This window comes from Nocardia sp. NPDC058499 (assembly GCF_042719915.1).
GTDB lineage: Bacteria > Actinomycetota > Actinomycetes > Mycobacteriales > Mycobacteriaceae > Nocardia.
The window spans coordinates 661,825-676,888 of sequence record NZ_JBHXMZ010000001.1 but is presented as its reverse complement, the minus strand read 5'-3'; the positions used below and the strand labels follow the sequence as shown (position 1 = coordinate 676,888).

At 68.1% G+C, this 15,064-nt stretch carries 16 protein-coding genes; 13 read left to right on the top strand and 3 right to left on the bottom strand.

Translation table 11 applies throughout. The features are described 5' to 3' along the window. The first annotated feature begins 61 nt into the window (after positions 1–61). The 3 genes from ACFWPH_RS03105 to ACFWPH_RS03095 all read left to right on the top strand — a co-directional run bounded on the left by ACFWPH_RS03105 (position 62) and on the right by ACFWPH_RS03095 (position 2,453). A complete protein-coding gene (locus tag ACFWPH_RS03105; RefSeq protein ID WP_378747793.1) occupies positions 62–880 on the top strand; it encodes an acyl-CoA thioesterase in 819 nt (272 codons plus the stop codon). Positions 881–989: 109 nt separating this feature from the next. Next, positions 990–1,601 carry a pyridoxal 5'-phosphate synthase glutaminase subunit PdxT gene (gene pdxT / locus ACFWPH_RS03100; protein WP_280416799.1) on the top strand — a complete coding sequence of 204 codons (612 nt, stop codon included), beginning with the start codon at positions 990–992 and terminating at the stop codon, positions 1,599–1,601. A 102-nt stretch (positions 1,602–1,703) separates the two neighbouring features. After that, positions 1,704–2,453 carry a YebC/PmpR family DNA-binding transcriptional regulator gene (locus ACFWPH_RS03095; RefSeq protein WP_378747792.1) on the top strand — a complete coding sequence of 250 codons (750 nt, stop codon included), beginning with the start codon at positions 1,704–1,706 and terminating at the stop codon, positions 2,451–2,453. A gap of 49 nt (positions 2,454–2,502) precedes the next feature. Here the strand turns inward: ACFWPH_RS03095 and ACFWPH_RS03090 are convergent, their stop codons facing one another. Continuing rightward, positions 2,503–3,000, bottom strand: a complete 498-nt coding sequence (locus ACFWPH_RS03090; protein ID WP_378747791.1) for an SRPBCC family protein — start codon at positions 2,998–3,000, stop codon at positions 2,503–2,505. Further along, positions 2,997–3,380: a metalloregulator ArsR/SmtB family transcription factor gene (locus tag ACFWPH_RS03085; protein ID WP_378747790.1), complete on the bottom strand. Its 384-nt coding sequence runs from the start codon at positions 3,378–3,380 to the stop codon at positions 2,997–2,999. Before ACFWPH_RS03085 ends, ACFWPH_RS03090 begins: the two co-directional genes overlap by 4 nt. A 114-nt stretch (positions 3,381–3,494) precedes the next feature. Here ACFWPH_RS03085 and ACFWPH_RS03080 point away from each other — a divergent pair, with 114 nt between their 5' ends. The 4 genes from ACFWPH_RS03080 (at position 3,495) to ruvB (ending at position 6,609) form a co-directional block, all read left to right on the top strand. Further along, positions 3,495–4,022 (top strand): O-acetyl-ADP-ribose deacetylase, encoded by a 528-nt coding sequence (locus ACFWPH_RS03080; protein ID WP_378747788.1) that lies wholly within the window; start codon positions 3,495–3,497, stop codon positions 4,020–4,022. 168 nt (positions 4,023–4,190) lie between these two features. Further along, a complete protein-coding gene (gene ruvC / locus ACFWPH_RS03075) occupies positions 4,191–4,760 on the top strand; it encodes a crossover junction endodeoxyribonuclease RuvC (RefSeq protein ID WP_378747787.1) in 570 nt (189 codons plus the stop codon). After that, entirely contained in the window at positions 4,757–5,353 is a 597-nt protein-coding gene (gene ruvA / locus ACFWPH_RS03070; RefSeq protein WP_378747786.1) for a Holliday junction branch migration protein RuvA, read from the top strand. Before ruvC ends, ruvA begins: the two co-directional genes overlap by 4 nt. 164 nt (positions 5,354–5,517) lie before the next feature. Beyond that, positions 5,518–6,609 (top strand): Holliday junction branch migration DNA helicase RuvB, encoded by a 1,092-nt coding sequence (gene ruvB, locus ACFWPH_RS03065; RefSeq protein WP_378747785.1) that lies wholly within the window; start codon positions 5,518–5,520, stop codon positions 6,607–6,609. A gap of 287 nt (positions 6,610–6,896) precedes the next feature. Here the strand turns inward: ruvB and ACFWPH_RS03060 are convergent, their stop codons facing one another. Continuing rightward, complete coding sequence (locus tag ACFWPH_RS03060) at positions 6,897–7,142, bottom strand: DivIVA domain-containing protein (RefSeq protein WP_378747784.1); 246 nt, start codon at positions 7,140–7,142, stop codon at positions 6,897–6,899. Between the two features lie 188 nt (positions 7,143–7,330). Here ACFWPH_RS03060 and yajC point away from each other — a divergent pair, with 188 nt between their 5' ends. The 6 genes from yajC to ACFWPH_RS03030 all read left to right on the top strand — a co-directional run bounded on the left by yajC (position 7,331) and on the right by ACFWPH_RS03030 (position 14,910). Next, complete coding sequence (gene yajC, locus ACFWPH_RS03055) at positions 7,331–7,732, top strand: preprotein translocase subunit YajC (protein WP_378747783.1); 402 nt, start codon at positions 7,331–7,333, stop codon at positions 7,730–7,732. A gap of 133 nt (positions 7,733–7,865) precedes the next feature. Then, positions 7,866–9,656, top strand: a complete 1,791-nt coding sequence (secD, locus tag ACFWPH_RS03050) for a protein translocase subunit SecD (protein ID WP_378747782.1) — start codon at positions 7,866–7,868, stop codon at positions 9,654–9,656. Between the two features lie 20 nt (positions 9,657–9,676). Continuing rightward, a complete protein-coding gene (gene secF, locus ACFWPH_RS03045; protein ID WP_378748228.1) occupies positions 9,677–10,843 on the top strand; it encodes a protein translocase subunit SecF in 1,167 nt (388 codons plus the stop codon). Positions 10,844–10,862: 19 nt separating this feature from the next. Further along, positions 10,863–12,548, top strand: coding sequence for an ABC transporter substrate-binding protein (locus ACFWPH_RS03040; RefSeq protein WP_378747781.1), 1,686 nt, complete (start codon positions 10,863–10,865; stop codon positions 12,546–12,548). 32 nt (positions 12,549–12,580) lie between these two features. After that, positions 12,581–13,153 (top strand): adenine phosphoribosyltransferase, encoded by a 573-nt coding sequence (locus ACFWPH_RS03035; RefSeq protein ID WP_378747780.1) that lies wholly within the window; start codon positions 12,581–12,583, stop codon positions 13,151–13,153. 182 nt (positions 13,154–13,335) lie between these two features. Further along, positions 13,336–14,910: an ABC-F family ATP-binding cassette domain-containing protein gene (locus tag ACFWPH_RS03030; protein ID WP_378747779.1), complete on the top strand. Its 1,575-nt coding sequence runs from the start codon at positions 13,336–13,338 to the stop codon at positions 14,908–14,910. Positions 14,911–15,064: the final 154 nt, after the last annotated feature.

Here is a 15,064-nt window from a genome sequence, read left to right as displayed (position 1 = left end):
TGACCGGGATTACCCGCCGGTGGATCATGGGAAATAGGACTCTTCGGGCTAATCTCAGCCAATGGCGACTATCGAAGAGGCGTTGGAGCTCGAACGCCTCGAACGCGATATCTTCCGCGGCGCGTTTCCCAAGACCCAGCTCCCCCGCACCTTCGGCGGGCAGGTGGCGGGTCAGGCGCTGGTCTCGGCGGTGCGCACGGTGGAGCCGCGGTTTCAGGTGCATTCGCTGCACGGTTACTTCCTGCGGCCCGGAAACCCGGAAGCGCCGACGGTGTACATGGTCGACCGCATCCGGGACGGGCGTTCCTTCTGCACCCGCCGGGTCACCGGTGTCCAGGACGGGGACGCGATATTCACCATGTCCGCGTCCTTCCATATCGGTGACGAGGGGCCGTCACACCAGGACGAGATGGCCGAGGTGGCACCGCCCGACGATCTGCCCGACGCCGAGACCTCCATGGATCCCGAACGGCTGTGGGCGATGCGGGAATGGGAGCACTGGGATATCCGGCCGGTACCGCAGGAACAGGTGACCCGGCGCCCCGGCGTGGTGTCGCCGCAGCAGGTGTGGTTCCGGTACCGGCATCCACTGCCCGACGATCCGCTGTTCCATGTGTGCACGCTCGCCTATATGAGCGATATGACGCTGCTGGGTTCGTCGAAAGTCACCCATCCGGACGAACCCACGCAGAACGCCTCGCTGGATCACGCCATGTGGTTCCTGCGCCCGTTCCGCACCGACGATTGGCTGCTGTACGACCAGTCCTCGCCGTCGGCCGGTTTCGGCCGGGCGCTGACCGGCGGGAAGATCTTCGATCGCAGTGGCCGAATGGTCGCCGCGGTGGTTCAGGAAGGGCTGATCCGCACTCTGCGGAAGTGAACACGGGTCCGGAACTCGGCGTGACCTCGCGCACACCGGCCCGCCTCGTAAGCTCGCACAGGTGAACGATACTGCGGTTTCCCGGGACAGCCGGCCGGACGTCGATCTCGTGGCGTCCGCCGACCGGCCCACCATCGGTGTGCTGGCCCTGCAGGGCGATGTCCGCGAGCATGTCGCGGTGCTGGACCTGTGCGGTGCCGACCCGGTGCTGGTACGCCGCCCGGCCGAACTCGCCGCGGTCGACGCGCTGGTACTGCCCGGCGGCGAATCGACCACGATCAGCAAGCTGCTGCAGGTGTTCGAACTACTCGAACCACTGCGGGAACGGTTGCGCGACGGGATGCCCGCGTTCGGATCGTGTGCGGGCATGATCCTGCTGGCCGACGAGGTGCTCGACACCCGCCCCGATGCCCGGCACCTGTCCGGTATCGATATGACCGTGCGCCGCAACGCTTTCGGCCGGCAGGTGGATTCCTTCGAAACCGATCTCGACTTCGCCGGAGTGGACGGCGGCCCGATGCGGGCGGTGTTCATCCGGGCGCCGTGGGTGGAACGGGCCGGTGAGGGGGTCGAGGTGCTGGCCCGGGTACCCAGCGGCCCCGCCGCCGGCCGGATCGTGGCGGTACGCCAGGGCGCCGTGCTGGCTACCTCGTTCCATCCCGAGGTGACCGGCGACCATCGCGTGCACCGGCTGTTCGTGGATCTGGTCCGCGACCGCTGAACTGCTGACCGGCCGCTGTGCGAGTAGGGTGACGGAATTGTCCGCCCGGCCAGCCGGTAGCGTGAACCAGCAGACCAGCCATCGACCTGAAGGAAGTAGGGAATGAGCGGCCACTCCAAATGGGCCACCACCAAGCACAAAAAGGCGGCGATCGATGCGAAGCGCGGCAAGCTGTTCGCCAAGCTGATCAAGAACATCGAGGTGGCGGCCCGCACCGGTGGCGGCGATCCGGAAGGCAACCCGACTCTGTTCGATGCCATCCAGAAGGCGAAGAAATCCTCGGTCCCCAACGACAACATCGAGCGCGCGCGCAAACGCGGCGGTGGTGAGGAAGCCGGCGGCGCCGACTGGCAGACCATCATGTACGAGGGCTACGGCCCCAATGGTGTCGCGGTCCTGATCGAATGTCTCACCGACAACCGTAACCGGGCGGCGGGCGAGGTCCGGGTCGCGATGACCCGCAACGGCGGCAATATGGCCGATCCGGGTTCGGTGGCCTATCTGTTCCATCGTAAGGGCATCGTCACGCTGGAGAAGAACGGTCTCGCCGAGGACGATGTGCTGATGGCGGTGCTCGACGCCGGTGCCGAAGAGGTCAACGACCTCGGTGAATCGTTCGAGATCATCAGTGAGCCCGGCGATCTGATCGCAGTGCGTTCGGCCCTGCAGGCGGCCGGCATCGACTACGACTCCGCCGAATCCGGCTTCCAGCCGTCGGTGAACGTGGCGGTGGACGTCGACGGTGCACGTAAGGTGTTCAAACTGGTCGACGCGCTCGAGGACAGCGACGATGTCCAGAACGTGTACACCAACGTCGACGTCTCCGATGAGGTCCTCGCCGAACTGGACTGATTGCTCCGCCGCCGAGTTCGCGCTCGGCGGCGGTCGCGAACAGGGCAGCTCAGTGCGGGGCGGCGTTCACGTAGTAGTCCCGCATGGCCGGGTAGTAGTCGGCGAAATCGGGGTGGTCCGTGCCGCTGAGAGCGGCGCCGAGCATATCGAGGTAGTACTCCCAGCCCGGACCGGCCTCGCCGGCGATCTCCGGCGACGTCAGGTGGTGGGTGAACACCAGTTCGGTTAGGCCGTCGTGTTCGGTCAGCTCGGCCTCGAGATGCCAGCTGCCGTGTTCGTCGACGGTGCGCAGTGAGAGGTGGCGCGGCGGAGTGCAGGCGTCGATGGTGAAATCGGTCCAGGGCTGTTCGTCTTCGTAGGCCAGTTGGACCTGGATGGTCCGCCCCGGCCCGGCCTCGCCTTTCCACGGACCGAACCAGCGGGCGGTCCGGTCGGATTCGGTGATACCGGCCCACACGTCCTCGATCGGGGCGCGGTAGGTGCGCGTCAGGATCAGGTCCTGTCCGTCCGGAGTGTTTTCCAGGCGTCCGCTCGGTCGGATGGTCATGCGGAATTCTCCTTGTTCTCGGGTTCTGCCGGGTGGCGGCCGGGATTTTCCTGTTCGGCGCGGTGTTCGCGGCGGGTTCGGTAGACCTCGGTGGTCAGTGCGTCCAGGCGGTGTTCCCAGCCGGTCGGCCGGTGGAGCTCGTCGATCCAGGAGCGCAGTTCCCGCAGCGGTGCCACATCCAGGGAGTAGTACCGCTGTCGGCCCACCAGGTCGTCGTGCACGAGTCCGCTGTCGCGGAGTACGCGCAGGTGACGGCTGATCGCCGGGCGACTGATCGGGAACTGTGCGGCGATGGCGCCCGCGGTGAGGCGGGTACCGCGCAACATCGTCAGGATTTCGCGTCGGATCGGGTCGGCAATCGCCGCGGCTGCCTCGTCCACGACAGAAGCGTAACCACGTGGTTACGCGTTTGTCCAGGATCGCCGAGATATCGATCGGAAAAGCCTGCGTGTGCCGGGTGGGCCGGAGCGCGGACAGGGTTGCACAATGACGACATGGTGGCTGTCACGGTCGTGCGCGGAGATATCACCGAGCAGCAGGTCGACGCGGTGGTGAACGCCGCGAACTCCGAACTGCTCGGCGGTGGCGGCGTGGACGGCGCCATCCACCGCCGCGGCGGGCCCGCGATTCTCGCGGAATGCCGGCAGCTGCGGACAACCGAGTTCCCGCGCGGCCTGCCCACCGGACAGGCCGTGGCGACCACGGCCGGTGAGCTGCCGGCGCGCTGGGTCATCCATACCGTCGGCCCGGTGTGGTCGGCCCGCGGGGACCGTGCGGCGCAGCTGGCACCGCTGCTGGCGTCGTGCTACCGCGAATCGCTGCGGGTCGCCGAGGAACTGGGCGCCCGCAGTGTGGCGTTTCCGGCGATCTCCACCGGCGCCTACCGCTGGCCCATGGACGACGCCGCCCGCATCGCGGTCGGCACTGTCCGGGAGGAAAGCCCGGCCGCGATCGAGGAAGTGCGGTTCGTACTGTTCGACGCCGCCGCATACGACGCCTTCTCCGGTCAGGTGGCACTCTGATCTCACCCGGTCCGGTGGGTTCCGCCGGTGCGTGAAAGCGCGACGGCAGTGCCGGACCACCGGTCGCCGAGCCATCTGCCGGAGGTGGGGGTCCGTGTCACTGTCGTCCGGAATTCCCGCGCTGCACTAGACTTCGAACAACTGTTCGTTCTGGGAAAGGTTGTGCGGGTGCGGGTGATGGGCGTCGACCCCGGGCTCACCCGGTGCGGGATCAGCATGGTCGAAGGGGGAGCCGGTCGTACTGTGCGCGCCCTCGCCGTGGATGTGGTGCGGACCCCGGCCGAGCTGGACCTGGCCCAGCGGTTGTTGCGGATCGCGGACGCCGCCGAGGACTGGATGCGGACCCACCGGCCGGAGGTGGTGGCCATCGAGCGGGTCTTCGCCCAGCACAATGTGCGCACCGCCATGGGGACCGCGCAGGCGGGCGGGGTGATCGCACTGGCGGCCGCGCGCCGCGATATCCCGGTGATGTTCCATACTCCCAGTGAGGTGAAGGCCGCCGTGACCGGTCACGGCGGGGCGGACAAGAAGCAGGTGACCGCCATGGTCACCCGGATCCTCGGGCTCGCCGCGCCGCCGAAGCCCGCCGATGCCGCCGACGCGCTGGCACTCGCCATCTGCCATTGCTGGCGGGCACCGCTGATCGAGCGAATGGCGGCCGCCGAGGCGCAGGCCGAGCGGGCCCGCCGGCAGTACACCCAACGACTGGAACAGCAGCGGAAGGCGGTGCGCGGGTGATCGCGTCCATTCGCGGCGAGGTTGTCGAACTCGCCCTCGACCATGTGGTGCTCGAAACCGCCGGGGTGGGGTACCAGCTCAATGCCACTCCGGCCACGTTGGCGGGGCTCACCCGCGGCGAAGAGGCGCGGCTGCACACCGCGTTGATCGTGCGCGAGGATTCGATGACCCTGTACGGGTTCGCCGATACCGAGGCCCGCGATCTGTTCGGCCTGCTGCAGACGGTATCCGGGGTGGGCCCGCGGCTGGCCATGGCGGTCCTGGCGGTGCTCGAACCCGAAACCTTGCGTAAGGCGCTGGCCGCCGGTGATATCGCGGCGCTGACCCGGGTGCCGGGAATCGGGAAGCGTGGAGCCGAGCGGATGGTCGTGGAGTTGCGGGACAAGGTGAACCTGGTGCCGGTGCCGGCGGATGCACCGGGGATCGCGCCGGCCCCGGTCCGCACCCCGGTGCGCGATCAGGTGGTGGAGGCGCTGATCGGCCTCGGTTTCCCGGTGAAACAGGCCGAACCGGCGATCGACGCGGTCCTCGCCGAACAGCCGGACGCGGACAATTCGACCGCACTGCGTGCCGCGCTCGGGATGCTGGCATGAGCGCGTCGGGCCCCGCGAAGGTAGCGAAGCATCAGCACGGACGACCCCTGGGCACGCCCGAGAGAGACGGTGTGAGCGAGCACGGCGCGGCGGTTGCGGCGAAGTATCGCCCTCGAGGGCTATCGCGCACGCCCGATCTGCACGGCGAGAACCTTTAGGCGGTCATGGATTACGACAACTCCCCGGGAGCGGAGGATTCACCGGTCAGCGCCGGTTACCTGCCCTCGGACGGCGATATCGAAACGGGACTGCGGCCCACCTCGCTGGACGGTTTCATCGGCCAGCCCCGGGTGCGCGAACAACTGTCGCTGGTACTGCGCGGCGCCCGGGCGCGTGGCGGCACCCCGGACCATATTCTGCTGTCCGGTCCCCCCGGCCTCGGTAAGACCAGCCTGGCCATGATCATCGCGGGCGAACTCGGTACCGCATTGCGGATCACCTCCGGCCCGGCGCTGGAGCGGGCCGGGGATCTGGCCGCCATGCTCAGCAATCTGGTCGCCGGGGATGTGCTGTTCATCGACGAGATCCACCGGATGGCGCGGCCGGCGGAGGAAATGCTGTATCTGGCGATGGAGGATTTCCGGGTCGACGTGGTAGTCGGCAAAGGTCCCGGGGCGACATCCATACCGCTCGAGATCGCACCGTTCACTCTGGTCGGGGCCACCACTCGGTCCGGCGCGCTGACCGGCCCGCTGCGCGACCGATTCGGTTTCACCGGGCATATGGATTTCTACGAACCGGACGAACTGCTGCACATCGTGCAGCGATCCGCGCAGATCCTCGGGGTGGATATCGATCCCGACGCCGCCGCCGAGATCGCCGGCCGTTCCCGCGGTACACCGCGTATCGCCAACCGGCTGCTGCGCCGGGTCCGCGATTATGCCGAGGTGCGTGCCGACGGCTGGATCACCCTCGCGGTGGCCCGGGCCGCGCTGGAGGTCTACGACGTGGATGCACTGGGTCTGGACCGGTTGGACCGGGCGGTGCTGAGTGCCCTGGTCCGCGGCTTCGGCGGGGGACCGGTCGGCGTGTCCACGCTCGCAGTCGCGGTCGGGGAGGAGGCCACCACCGTCGAGGAGGTGTGCGAACCGTTCCTCGTGCGCGCGGGGATGGTGGCGCGGACGCCGCGCGGCCGGGTCGCCACCGCAGCGGCCTGGACACATCTCGGTTTGACGCCGCCGCCGGATCTCACGTTCGGTGCGCTCGAGGTCCGCGGCCGCGAACCTCAGCCCACACTCGACCTCTTCGACCGGTAACCGCCGGTTGCGCTCGGCCGATGGTCGAGGTGGTGGTTTCGCCGCGGACAACACCTGCGGCATCGTCACGGCAGTCCGATGGGCAGCACTGGATACCGCAACCAGCGGACGGCCTGCGTGCAGACATCTGAGCGGTCGAGTATCCACCGGGTTCGACACTGCCGGCGCGGCCCCGCGGTCCACGCTGTTGCGGCCCTGTCGACCGGCACCATCAGGGCCCGCGCGTTGAACCTCGCCCGCGACGGCCGCCGGTCGGTGGGGCGATGATCGCAGGTCGGCGAGGCGGTTCAGACCTTGAATTCGGTGCGGACTCGCTGCAGGAAATCGTCCACCTCGTCGGGGTGGTAGCCGCGGTTCAGCCAGATGCCGCCCGGCCGGAACCCGCCGCGGAGTTGTTCGGCGCTGAGAGCGGACCGCCCGGCCAGGGCCGCGGCGATACGGTCGAGCAGATCGTCGACATCGTCCACTCGATAGCCGCGGCGGCCCCGCGGCGCCATCGCGAACGTGATGTGGTGCACATCTTCGGGTGTCATGCCCCGATTATGGCCGTAACCGGTTGCCCGGCAGTTGGTTCGCCGGGATCGCGGTTCCACCCACCGGATGGGGTGACAGCAGGCGGATACCACTTTTCCGGCGTGCGGGTGTGGCGCCCGGCCGAGGAACTGGCAGACTGTGTGCGTACCTGCCCCTCTCCCCACCAGATCAGGAACTGACTTCGACCATGGATTTCCTGTTTCCGCTCATACTGGTAGCGCTGCTCGTGCCGATGTTCCTCGGTATGCGCCGCCAGAAGAAAGAGGCCGACAAGGTCACCCAGATGCAGGACAGCCTGAAGGTCGGTGACCGTGTCACCACCACCTCGGGTCTGCTCGGCACCGTGGTCGAGGTCGACGACACCACCGTCGATCTGGAGATCGCCGAGGATGTCGTGACCACCTGGTTGCGGCTGGCGATCCGGGATGTGCGCAGCGATGACGAGGCCTCTACCGATGAGGCCACCGCTGACGAGGCCACCGGTGACGAGGCCGCTGTGACGGCCGATTCCGCCCCCGCGGCCGAGTCCGCCGCGGCTGTCGCGGAGGAAACCCCGAAGCAGACCGAGACCCGGCTGACCAAGGACTGAATTCCACGGCCCGGCCACCGGACCGGATACCCGGGCGACCGGTGGCCTCGGCGTGTGCCCAGCCGATCGATGCGGGCGCGCCCGTGCCGGCCGGCCGTTCCACCCAGAACTTCCGCCTAGGAGATGACGACCTGTGCCACCGTCCCAGGGATCGGCGCATCAACTCCGCTGGCTCGCCCTTTTCGGCGTGCTGGTGGCCGCGATCTACGCGCTGGTGTTCTTCACCGGTGACAAATCACCGACGCCCAAACTCGGCATCGACCTACAGGGCGGTACCAGGGTCACGCTGACCGCTCGGACACCGGACGGGAACCGGCCCAGCCAGGACAGCCTGACCAAGGCCCAGGAGATCATCGAGAACCGCGTGAACGGCCTCGGTGTTTCCGGTTCCGAGGTCGTGATCGACGGCGACAACCTCGTCATCACCGTCCCCGGTGACGACAGTCAGCAGGCTCGTACGCTGGCCACGACCGCCAAGCTCTATATCCGCCCGGTACTCCAGGCCGTCCCGGCGCCCGGCAGCCCGCAGGCGCAGCAGGCGCCCGGCCAGCCCACCGCACCGGCCGTTCCCCAGGCGCCGGCGCCCGCCCCGGCTCCGGAGGCACCGCCGGCCGGCGCCGGCGTACCGGCCGAACCCGAGCAGCCGGCCCCGGAGACTCCCGCCGCCGCTGCCCCGGTATCCGCCGAGGACCTCGAGGTCCGCCCGGCACAGGCCCCCGGGACCCCCGCGCCCGAGCCGCCGCCGTCGACCGAGCCCGCTCCCGCACCGGCGCCGGGTGAACCGGCCCCGGCCGACGAATCGCTGAGCCCGCAGGAACAGGCCCAGCAGGAGATCGAGGCGGCCAAGACGCTGCGGCAGAGCACCGACCCGACCATGCAGCAGCTGGCGATGTCCACGATGGACTGCTCCGCGGCCGACCCGCTGGCCGGTAACGACGACCCGAATCTGCCGCTGGTCACCTGTTCCACGGATGGCGCCGAGGTCTTCCTGCTCGACAAGAGCCGGATCGACGGTCAGGAGATCGCCGACGCCACCTCCGGGTTCAACACCGAGCAGTCCCGGCACGAGATCAATCTAGAATTCAAGTCCGGTGGCAGCGACGCCTGGGCGGCACTCACCGGCGAGTACGTCCAGCAGCGGGTCGCGTTCGTGCTGGATTCGCAGGTCGTCAGTGCCCCGGTCGTACAGCAGGGGCCGCAGCTCGGCGGGCGCACCCAGATCTCGGGTAATTTCACCGCCTCCTCCGCCCAGGATCTGGCGAACACGCTGAAGTACGGTTCGCTGCCGCTGTCGTTCGAAACCTCCGAAGCCGAGACGGTCTCGGCGACGCTCGGACTCTCCTCGCTGCGCGCGGGTCTCATCGCCGGTGCGGTGGGTCTGGCCGTGGTGCTGCTGTACTGCCTGGCCTACTACCGGATGCTGGGTTTCTTGACGGCGTTGTCGCTGGTCGGATCCGGTTTCGCGGTCTACGGGATCATGGTGCTACTCGGCCGGTGGATCGGGTTCACCCTGGACCTCGCCGGTATCGCGGGTCTGATCATCGGTATCGGTATGACCGCCGACTCGTTCGTGGTGTTCTTCGAACGCATCAAGGACGAGATACGGGAGGGCCGAAGTTTCCGGTCCGCGGTTCCGCGCGGCTGGCAGCGAGCCCGGAAAACCATTCTCTCCGGTAACGCCGTCAGTTTCATCGCCGCGGCTGTGCTCTACGTGCTGGCCGTCGGACAGGTGCGCGGGTTCGCCTTCACCCTCGGACTGACCACCATTCTCGATGTGGTGGTGGTGTTCCTGGTGACGGCTCCGCTGGTGCAACTGGCCGCCCGTTCCGCCTTCTGGGCCAAGCCTTCGGTGAACGGTCTCGGCGCGATGCAGCAGCTGGCCCGTGAACGCAAGGCGGCCGAGGCCGCGGTGGGGAAGGCGTGACGATGAAAAGTTCCGTAACCATGGACAAGCCCGAACCCGCGCGTGCGAACGGTGCCCGGCACACCTGGATGAACCGCCTGTACACCGGTACCGGTGTACTGGATGTGGTCGGCAATCGGCGGCGCTGGTACATCATCACTGCGGTTATCGTGCTGATCTGCCTGCTGAGTATGGCGGTACGCGGGTTCACCTTCGGTATCGATTTCGTCGGCGGATCCCGGATCCAGCTTCCGGCCGGTGATGCCACCACCGAACAGGTCGAAACGGTGTATTCCGATGTGCTCGGTTCGGAACCAGAATCGGTGCAGACCGTCGGCACCGGTGATACCGCCACCATCCTGATCCGCTCGGAAACGCTGAGCGCCGAGGACCTCGGCGCCCTGCAGACCGCGTTGTTCGACGAGTTCCAGCCCACCGACGACAGCGGGAACCCGAGCCGCAACGCCATCAGCGCCTCCGATGTCAGCGAAACCTGGGGCGGGCAGATCACCCGGCAGGCGCTGATCGCGCTGGTGGTGTTCCTGGTGATCGTGAGCGTCTACATCGGGTTCCGCTACGAGCGCGATATGGCGCTCGCCGCGCTGGCGGCCCTCGTCTTCGACCTGTTGGTGACGGCCGGTGTCTACTCGCTGGTCGGTTTCGAAGTGACCCCGGCGATGGTGATCGGCATGCTCACCATTCTGGGTTTCTCGCTCTACGATTCGGTCGTTGTCTTCGACAAGGTCGAGGAGAACACCCGCGGCGTAACGCATACCAACCGGCGCACCTACGGCGAACAGGCCAACCTGGCGGTCAACCAGACACTGATGAGGTCGATCAACACCACCCTGATCGGTGCTCTGCCGATCATCGGCCTCATGGTGATCGCGGTATGGATGCTCGGCGTCGGTACGCTGCAGGATCTTGCGCTGGTGCAGCTGGTCGGCACGGTGGTCGGTGCCTATTCGTCCATCTTCTTCGCCACCCCGCTGCTGGTTTCGATCAAGGAACGCTGGGGTCCGGTCGCCGCGCACACCAAGAAGGTGCACGCCCGGCGGGCCGGCCGGGCGCCGCAGGGTGCCGGGCCGGCGCCCCGCCCGCGCCCCACAGAAGCGGGCGACCGGGAACCGCGGGTGGCGCGCGGCGCCGGTACCGCCGGGCCCGCGCCCGGCGCACGTCCCACGGGTAAACGACAGAGGCGGCACTGACTACGAGGGGTACGGATCGATGCGACTGCCATATCTGCGCCGGACCATCGCGTTGCTCGCGGCGACCACCGCGGCCGCCGGGTTGGCGGTGGGATGTTCCGGTGAGGATCAGGTGCCCTCGATCGGTTACGCCGTCGATACCGCGGTCACCAGTTACAACGGTGGTACAGCAGCGGGTGCCGCCTCGGCTCAGGCCGTCTTCGGCCGGGTGCTGACCGGGTTCTTCTACACGGGGCCCGACGGTCAGCCGATCGCCGATACCGATACCGGGACGGCCAAGGAAGTGCCCGGTGAGGCGCAGACGATCCAGTACCGGCTCAATCCGCGGGGCGTCTATTCCGATGGCGTGCCCACATCCTGCGACGATCTCGTCTTCACCTGGGCAGCCCGCAGCGGCCGGTTTCCGGGTTTCGAATCGGCGAGCACGGCCGGTTACGAGGATATCGAGCGGGTGGAATGCCAGCCGGGGTCCAAGGACGGCACCGTGGTGTTCCGGCCCGGGAAGCACTACCTGCCCTGGCGCACTCTGTTCGGTGCCGGCGAGTTGATGCCCGCCCATGTGGCGGCCGAGGCGGCGGATGTTCCCGATATCGTCGCCGCCGTCCAGAACGACGACCGTCCCGCGCTGGACCGGCTGGCGCAGTTCTGGAACACCGGCTGGAATCTGGAACCCGGTGACCTGGACATCACTCGGTTCCCCGCCTCCGGACCGTACCGGATCGAATCGTACGGCCTCGAGGACGGCCTCGTCCTGGTCGCCAACGAGCGCTGGTGGGGGGACGCGCCGGCCACCGGCCGGATCGTCGTGTATCCCAAACCGGCTGATCTCGCGGCCCGGATCGAGGACGGATCGGCGGCCGTGGTGGATATCGGCGCGGGGTCGCTGCCCGAGGTGAACCTGGACGCCTACTCCGTTCAGCAGTTGCCCAGCCGCGGTATCGAACAGCTCGTCCTCAACACCGGCGGGGTATTCGAATCGACCGCCGCGCGGCGCGCTTTCGCCCTCTGCGTGCCCCGGCAGGCGCTGTTCGACCAACTCGGCCGGGTCACCGAGCCGCCGGAGGCGGGGCTGGGCTCGGGGCCGTCGAATTCGCGGACCCTGCAGCAGGATTCGCTGTATTACCCCGCGGCCACCGGCGCGGCCGGACCGTTCGCGGCCGGTGATGTCGAAGGCGCCCAGGCGGCGCTGGCCGACGCCGGTAAGGACGGGATGGTTGTCCGGATCGGCTACCTCGCCCCCGATGCCCGCCGGGCGCAGACGGTGTCGATGATCGCCGATGCGTGTAAAGCGGCCGGTATCACCGTAGAAGACGCGAGCACCCCGGACTTCACGCCCGCGCGGTTGCGTGAGGGGGCGGTGGACGCGGTACTCGGCGGGCCCGGGGGAGCGCAGGGACCGGCGGGTTCGCTCGACGGTATCGCCGCGATCGGCGGCCTGCGCAGCGGTAGCGGACTCAATATCGGCCAGTTCCGCAACGGCCGCTTCGATTCGATCACCGATCAGCTCGCCGCGGAGGACAACTCGACCACGCAGCTGAATCTGCTCACCGAAGCCGAGAACCTGCTGTGGGCACAGCTGCCCAGCGTCCCGCTGTTCGCGACCCCGCGCACGATCGCGTTCTCCGGTGGCCTGGACAACGGTATCGCGGGCCCCACCCGGGCCGGATCCGGCTGGAATATGGACCAGTGGGTTCTGCAGCGTTGATACCGAGTGTGTCCGATGAGAGAGGTATCCCGATGAGTGAGCATGCGGCGGCCGGACCCGCCGAGGTAACCGGCGAACGCCGCGGGCAGGCCGCCGAGCTCGTCCGGAGCCTCACCCGCTGGGCCGATGATTTCCCGGAGCCCGGTGTCCGTTTCGCCGACCTCACCCCGGTTTTCGCCGACCCCGACGGGTTCCGGTCCGTTGTCGACTGCTTGGCAGCGCTGGTTCCGGACGCGGATCTGGTCGCCGGGGTGGATGCCCGCGGGTTCCTGCTCGGCGCCGGGGTCGCGACCACGCTGGGTACCGGGGTGCTCGCCGTCCGCAAACGCGGCAAATTGCCGCCTCCGGTGATCACCCGGGAGTACCAGCTGGAGTACGGGACGGCCGCGCTGGAGGTCCCCGCCACCGGTGTCGAGCTGGCCGGCCGCCGGGTGCTGCTGCTCGACGATGTGCTGGCCACCGGCGGCACCTTGGCGGCGGCCGCGGATCTGTTCACCAGCGCCGGTGCGCAGGTCGTGGCCGCGGCGGTCGTGCTGGAACTCGAGGGCCTGGGTGGACGCGCCCGGCAGGGCGATTACCCGGTCACCTCGATCGTCACCGTCTGAGCGTGCTCGTTGCGGGAATCCTGTGATCGGTGTCGAATAATGCTGGCGTCGCCCCGGGCGGGGGTGTAACCTCGTCGAGGTCTTGTTCCCGGGGATCGGAGTTGCCGTTGCTCTCATGAGGTAGTCGCTCGTGCGGCCTGCATAGTGCGCGCCGCGTCCGTATCGATACCTCAGGGGCAGCCGTGGCCGATATTTCTCTTTCCGATCTCTGTTTTTCCTGGCCGGATGGAACTCCGGTGTTCGACGGGCTCGACGCTGTGCTCGGGCCGGGCCATATCGGTCTCGTCGGGTCCAACGGGGCAGGGAAATCCACTCTCTTACGTCTACTGGCCGGTGAACTGCGCCCGGCGCGTGGTTCGATCACCGTATCCGGCGGGCTCGGTTATCTGCGGCAGGATCTCGGTCTGGCCGTGGGGCAGCGGGTCGATACGGTGCTCGGTATCGCCGAAACGCGAAAGGCGCTGCACCGCATCGAATCCGGATCCGGCGAAGAGGCCGATTTCGATATGGTCGGCACCCGGTGGGATATCGAGGAACGCGCGGTGGCGCTGTTCGGCCGGCTCGGGCTGGATTACCTGGCGGGTTCGGTCGCGCAGCTGGACCGCCGGCTGGAAACCCTCTCCGGCGGGGAAACCGTCCTGCTCGGCCTGGTGGCCGAACTGCTCCGGGAGCCGCAGGTCCTGCTGCTCGACGAACCCACCAACAACCTCGATTCGGCGGCCCGCGCCCGGCTCTACGACGTCGTCGACCAGTTCACCGGCACCGTGCTGGTGGTCAGCCACGACCGGGAGCTGCTGGAGCGTATGAGCGCCATCGCCGAACTGCGCGGAGGCCGGTTGCGGTTGTTCGGCGGTAACTACAGCGACTACGAGCAGATTGTCGAACAGGAACAGGAGGCCGCCCGGGCGGCGATCCGCGACGCGCGCAGCGATATGCGCAAACAATCGCGGGAGCTGGTGGAGGCCCGGATCAAGCTCGACCGGCGGCAGCGGTACGGGCAGAAGATGTACGAGAACAAGCGCGAACCGAAGATCGTGATGGGGCAGCGTAAACGGCAGGCCGAGGTATCGGCGGGCAAACTGCGCAACAACCATATCGAGAAGGTTCAGGAGGCGAAGGACCGGCTCGAGCAGGCCGAGGAATCCTTACGCGACGATCGCGAGATCCGGGTCGAACTACCCGATACGCGGTTGTATCCGGGTCAGCACGTGGTCGCGCTGGAGGCGGTGCGACTGGCCAACGGCCCGGTGGTCTCACTGGCGGTCGACGGCCCGGAGCGAGTGGCGATCACCGGCCGCAACGGGGCCGGGAAAACCACGCTGCTGCGGCGGCTCACCGCCGAACCGCCGCGGGTGCCGTGGCGGATGCTGCCGCAGCGGCTCGATCTGTTCGACGAACGCCGCAGCGTCTTCGACAATGTCGCCGCCGGCGCCCCGCACGCCGAACCGGAGCGGATCCGCGCCCAGCTCGCCCGCTTCCTGTTCCGCGGCGCGGCCGCCGACGTGCCCGCCGCCGCGCTTTCCGGTGGCGAGCGGTTGCGGGCCGCGCTGGCGATGCTGCTGCTCGCCGATCCCGCGCCCAAACTGCTGATTCTCGACGAGCCGACCAATAACCTGGACCTGGTGAGTCTGCGGCATCTCACCCAGGCCCTGGCCGCCTTCCAGGGCGCGCTGCTCGTGGTGAGTCACGATCGGCGGTTCCTGGCCGATATCGGTATCACCAGATGGGTCGAACTGACCCCGGACGGGCTCGGGTGAGGAACCCGGACCCACACGTAGTGGGAAGGACGAGGTCGAATACGGTGTTGTATCGGGTGGGTCCGCGTATCGATAGGTGTCGATGGTGTTGCTCTGGGGTCTCCCGTACTGCTGCGGGGTCTAAAGTTGGTGGTCTGAAGCGTTGCGGTGCTAC

Bases quoted from the DNA above. Each gene is read 5' to 3' on its own strand.
- ACFWPH_RS03090 (WP_378747791.1), bottom strand. From the start codon at position 3,000: ATGACCATCCGACCGAGCGGACGCCTGGAAAACACTCCGGACGGACAG.
- ACFWPH_RS03040 (WP_378747781.1), top strand. From the start codon at position 10,863: ATGCGACTGCCATATCTGCGCCGGACCATCGCGTTGCTCGCGGCGACC.
- yajC (WP_378747783.1), top strand. From the start codon at position 7,331: ATGGATTTCCTGTTTCCGCTCATACTGGTAGCGCTGCTCGTGCCGATG.
- ACFWPH_RS03035 (WP_378747780.1), top strand. From the start codon at position 12,581: ATGAGTGAGCATGCGGCGGCCGGACCCGCCGAGGTAACCGGCGAACGC.
- ruvB (WP_378747785.1), top strand. From the start codon at position 5,518: ATGGATTACGACAACTCCCCGGGAGCGGAGGATTCACCGGTCAGCGCC.
- ACFWPH_RS03080 (WP_378747788.1), top strand. From the start codon at position 3,495: ATGGTGGCTGTCACGGTCGTGCGCGGAGATATCACCGAGCAGCAGGTC.
- ACFWPH_RS03095 (WP_378747792.1), top strand. From the start codon at position 1,704: ATGAGCGGCCACTCCAAATGGGCCACCACCAAGCACAAAAAGGCGGCG.
- secF (WP_378748228.1), top strand. From the start codon at position 9,677: ATGGACAAGCCCGAACCCGCGCGTGCGAACGGTGCCCGGCACACCTGG.
- ACFWPH_RS03105 (WP_378747793.1), top strand. From the start codon at position 62: ATGGCGACTATCGAAGAGGCGTTGGAGCTCGAACGCCTCGAACGCGAT.
- ACFWPH_RS03060 (WP_378747784.1), bottom strand. From the start codon at position 7,142: ATGACACCCGAAGATGTGCACCACATCACGTTCGCGATGGCGCCGCGG.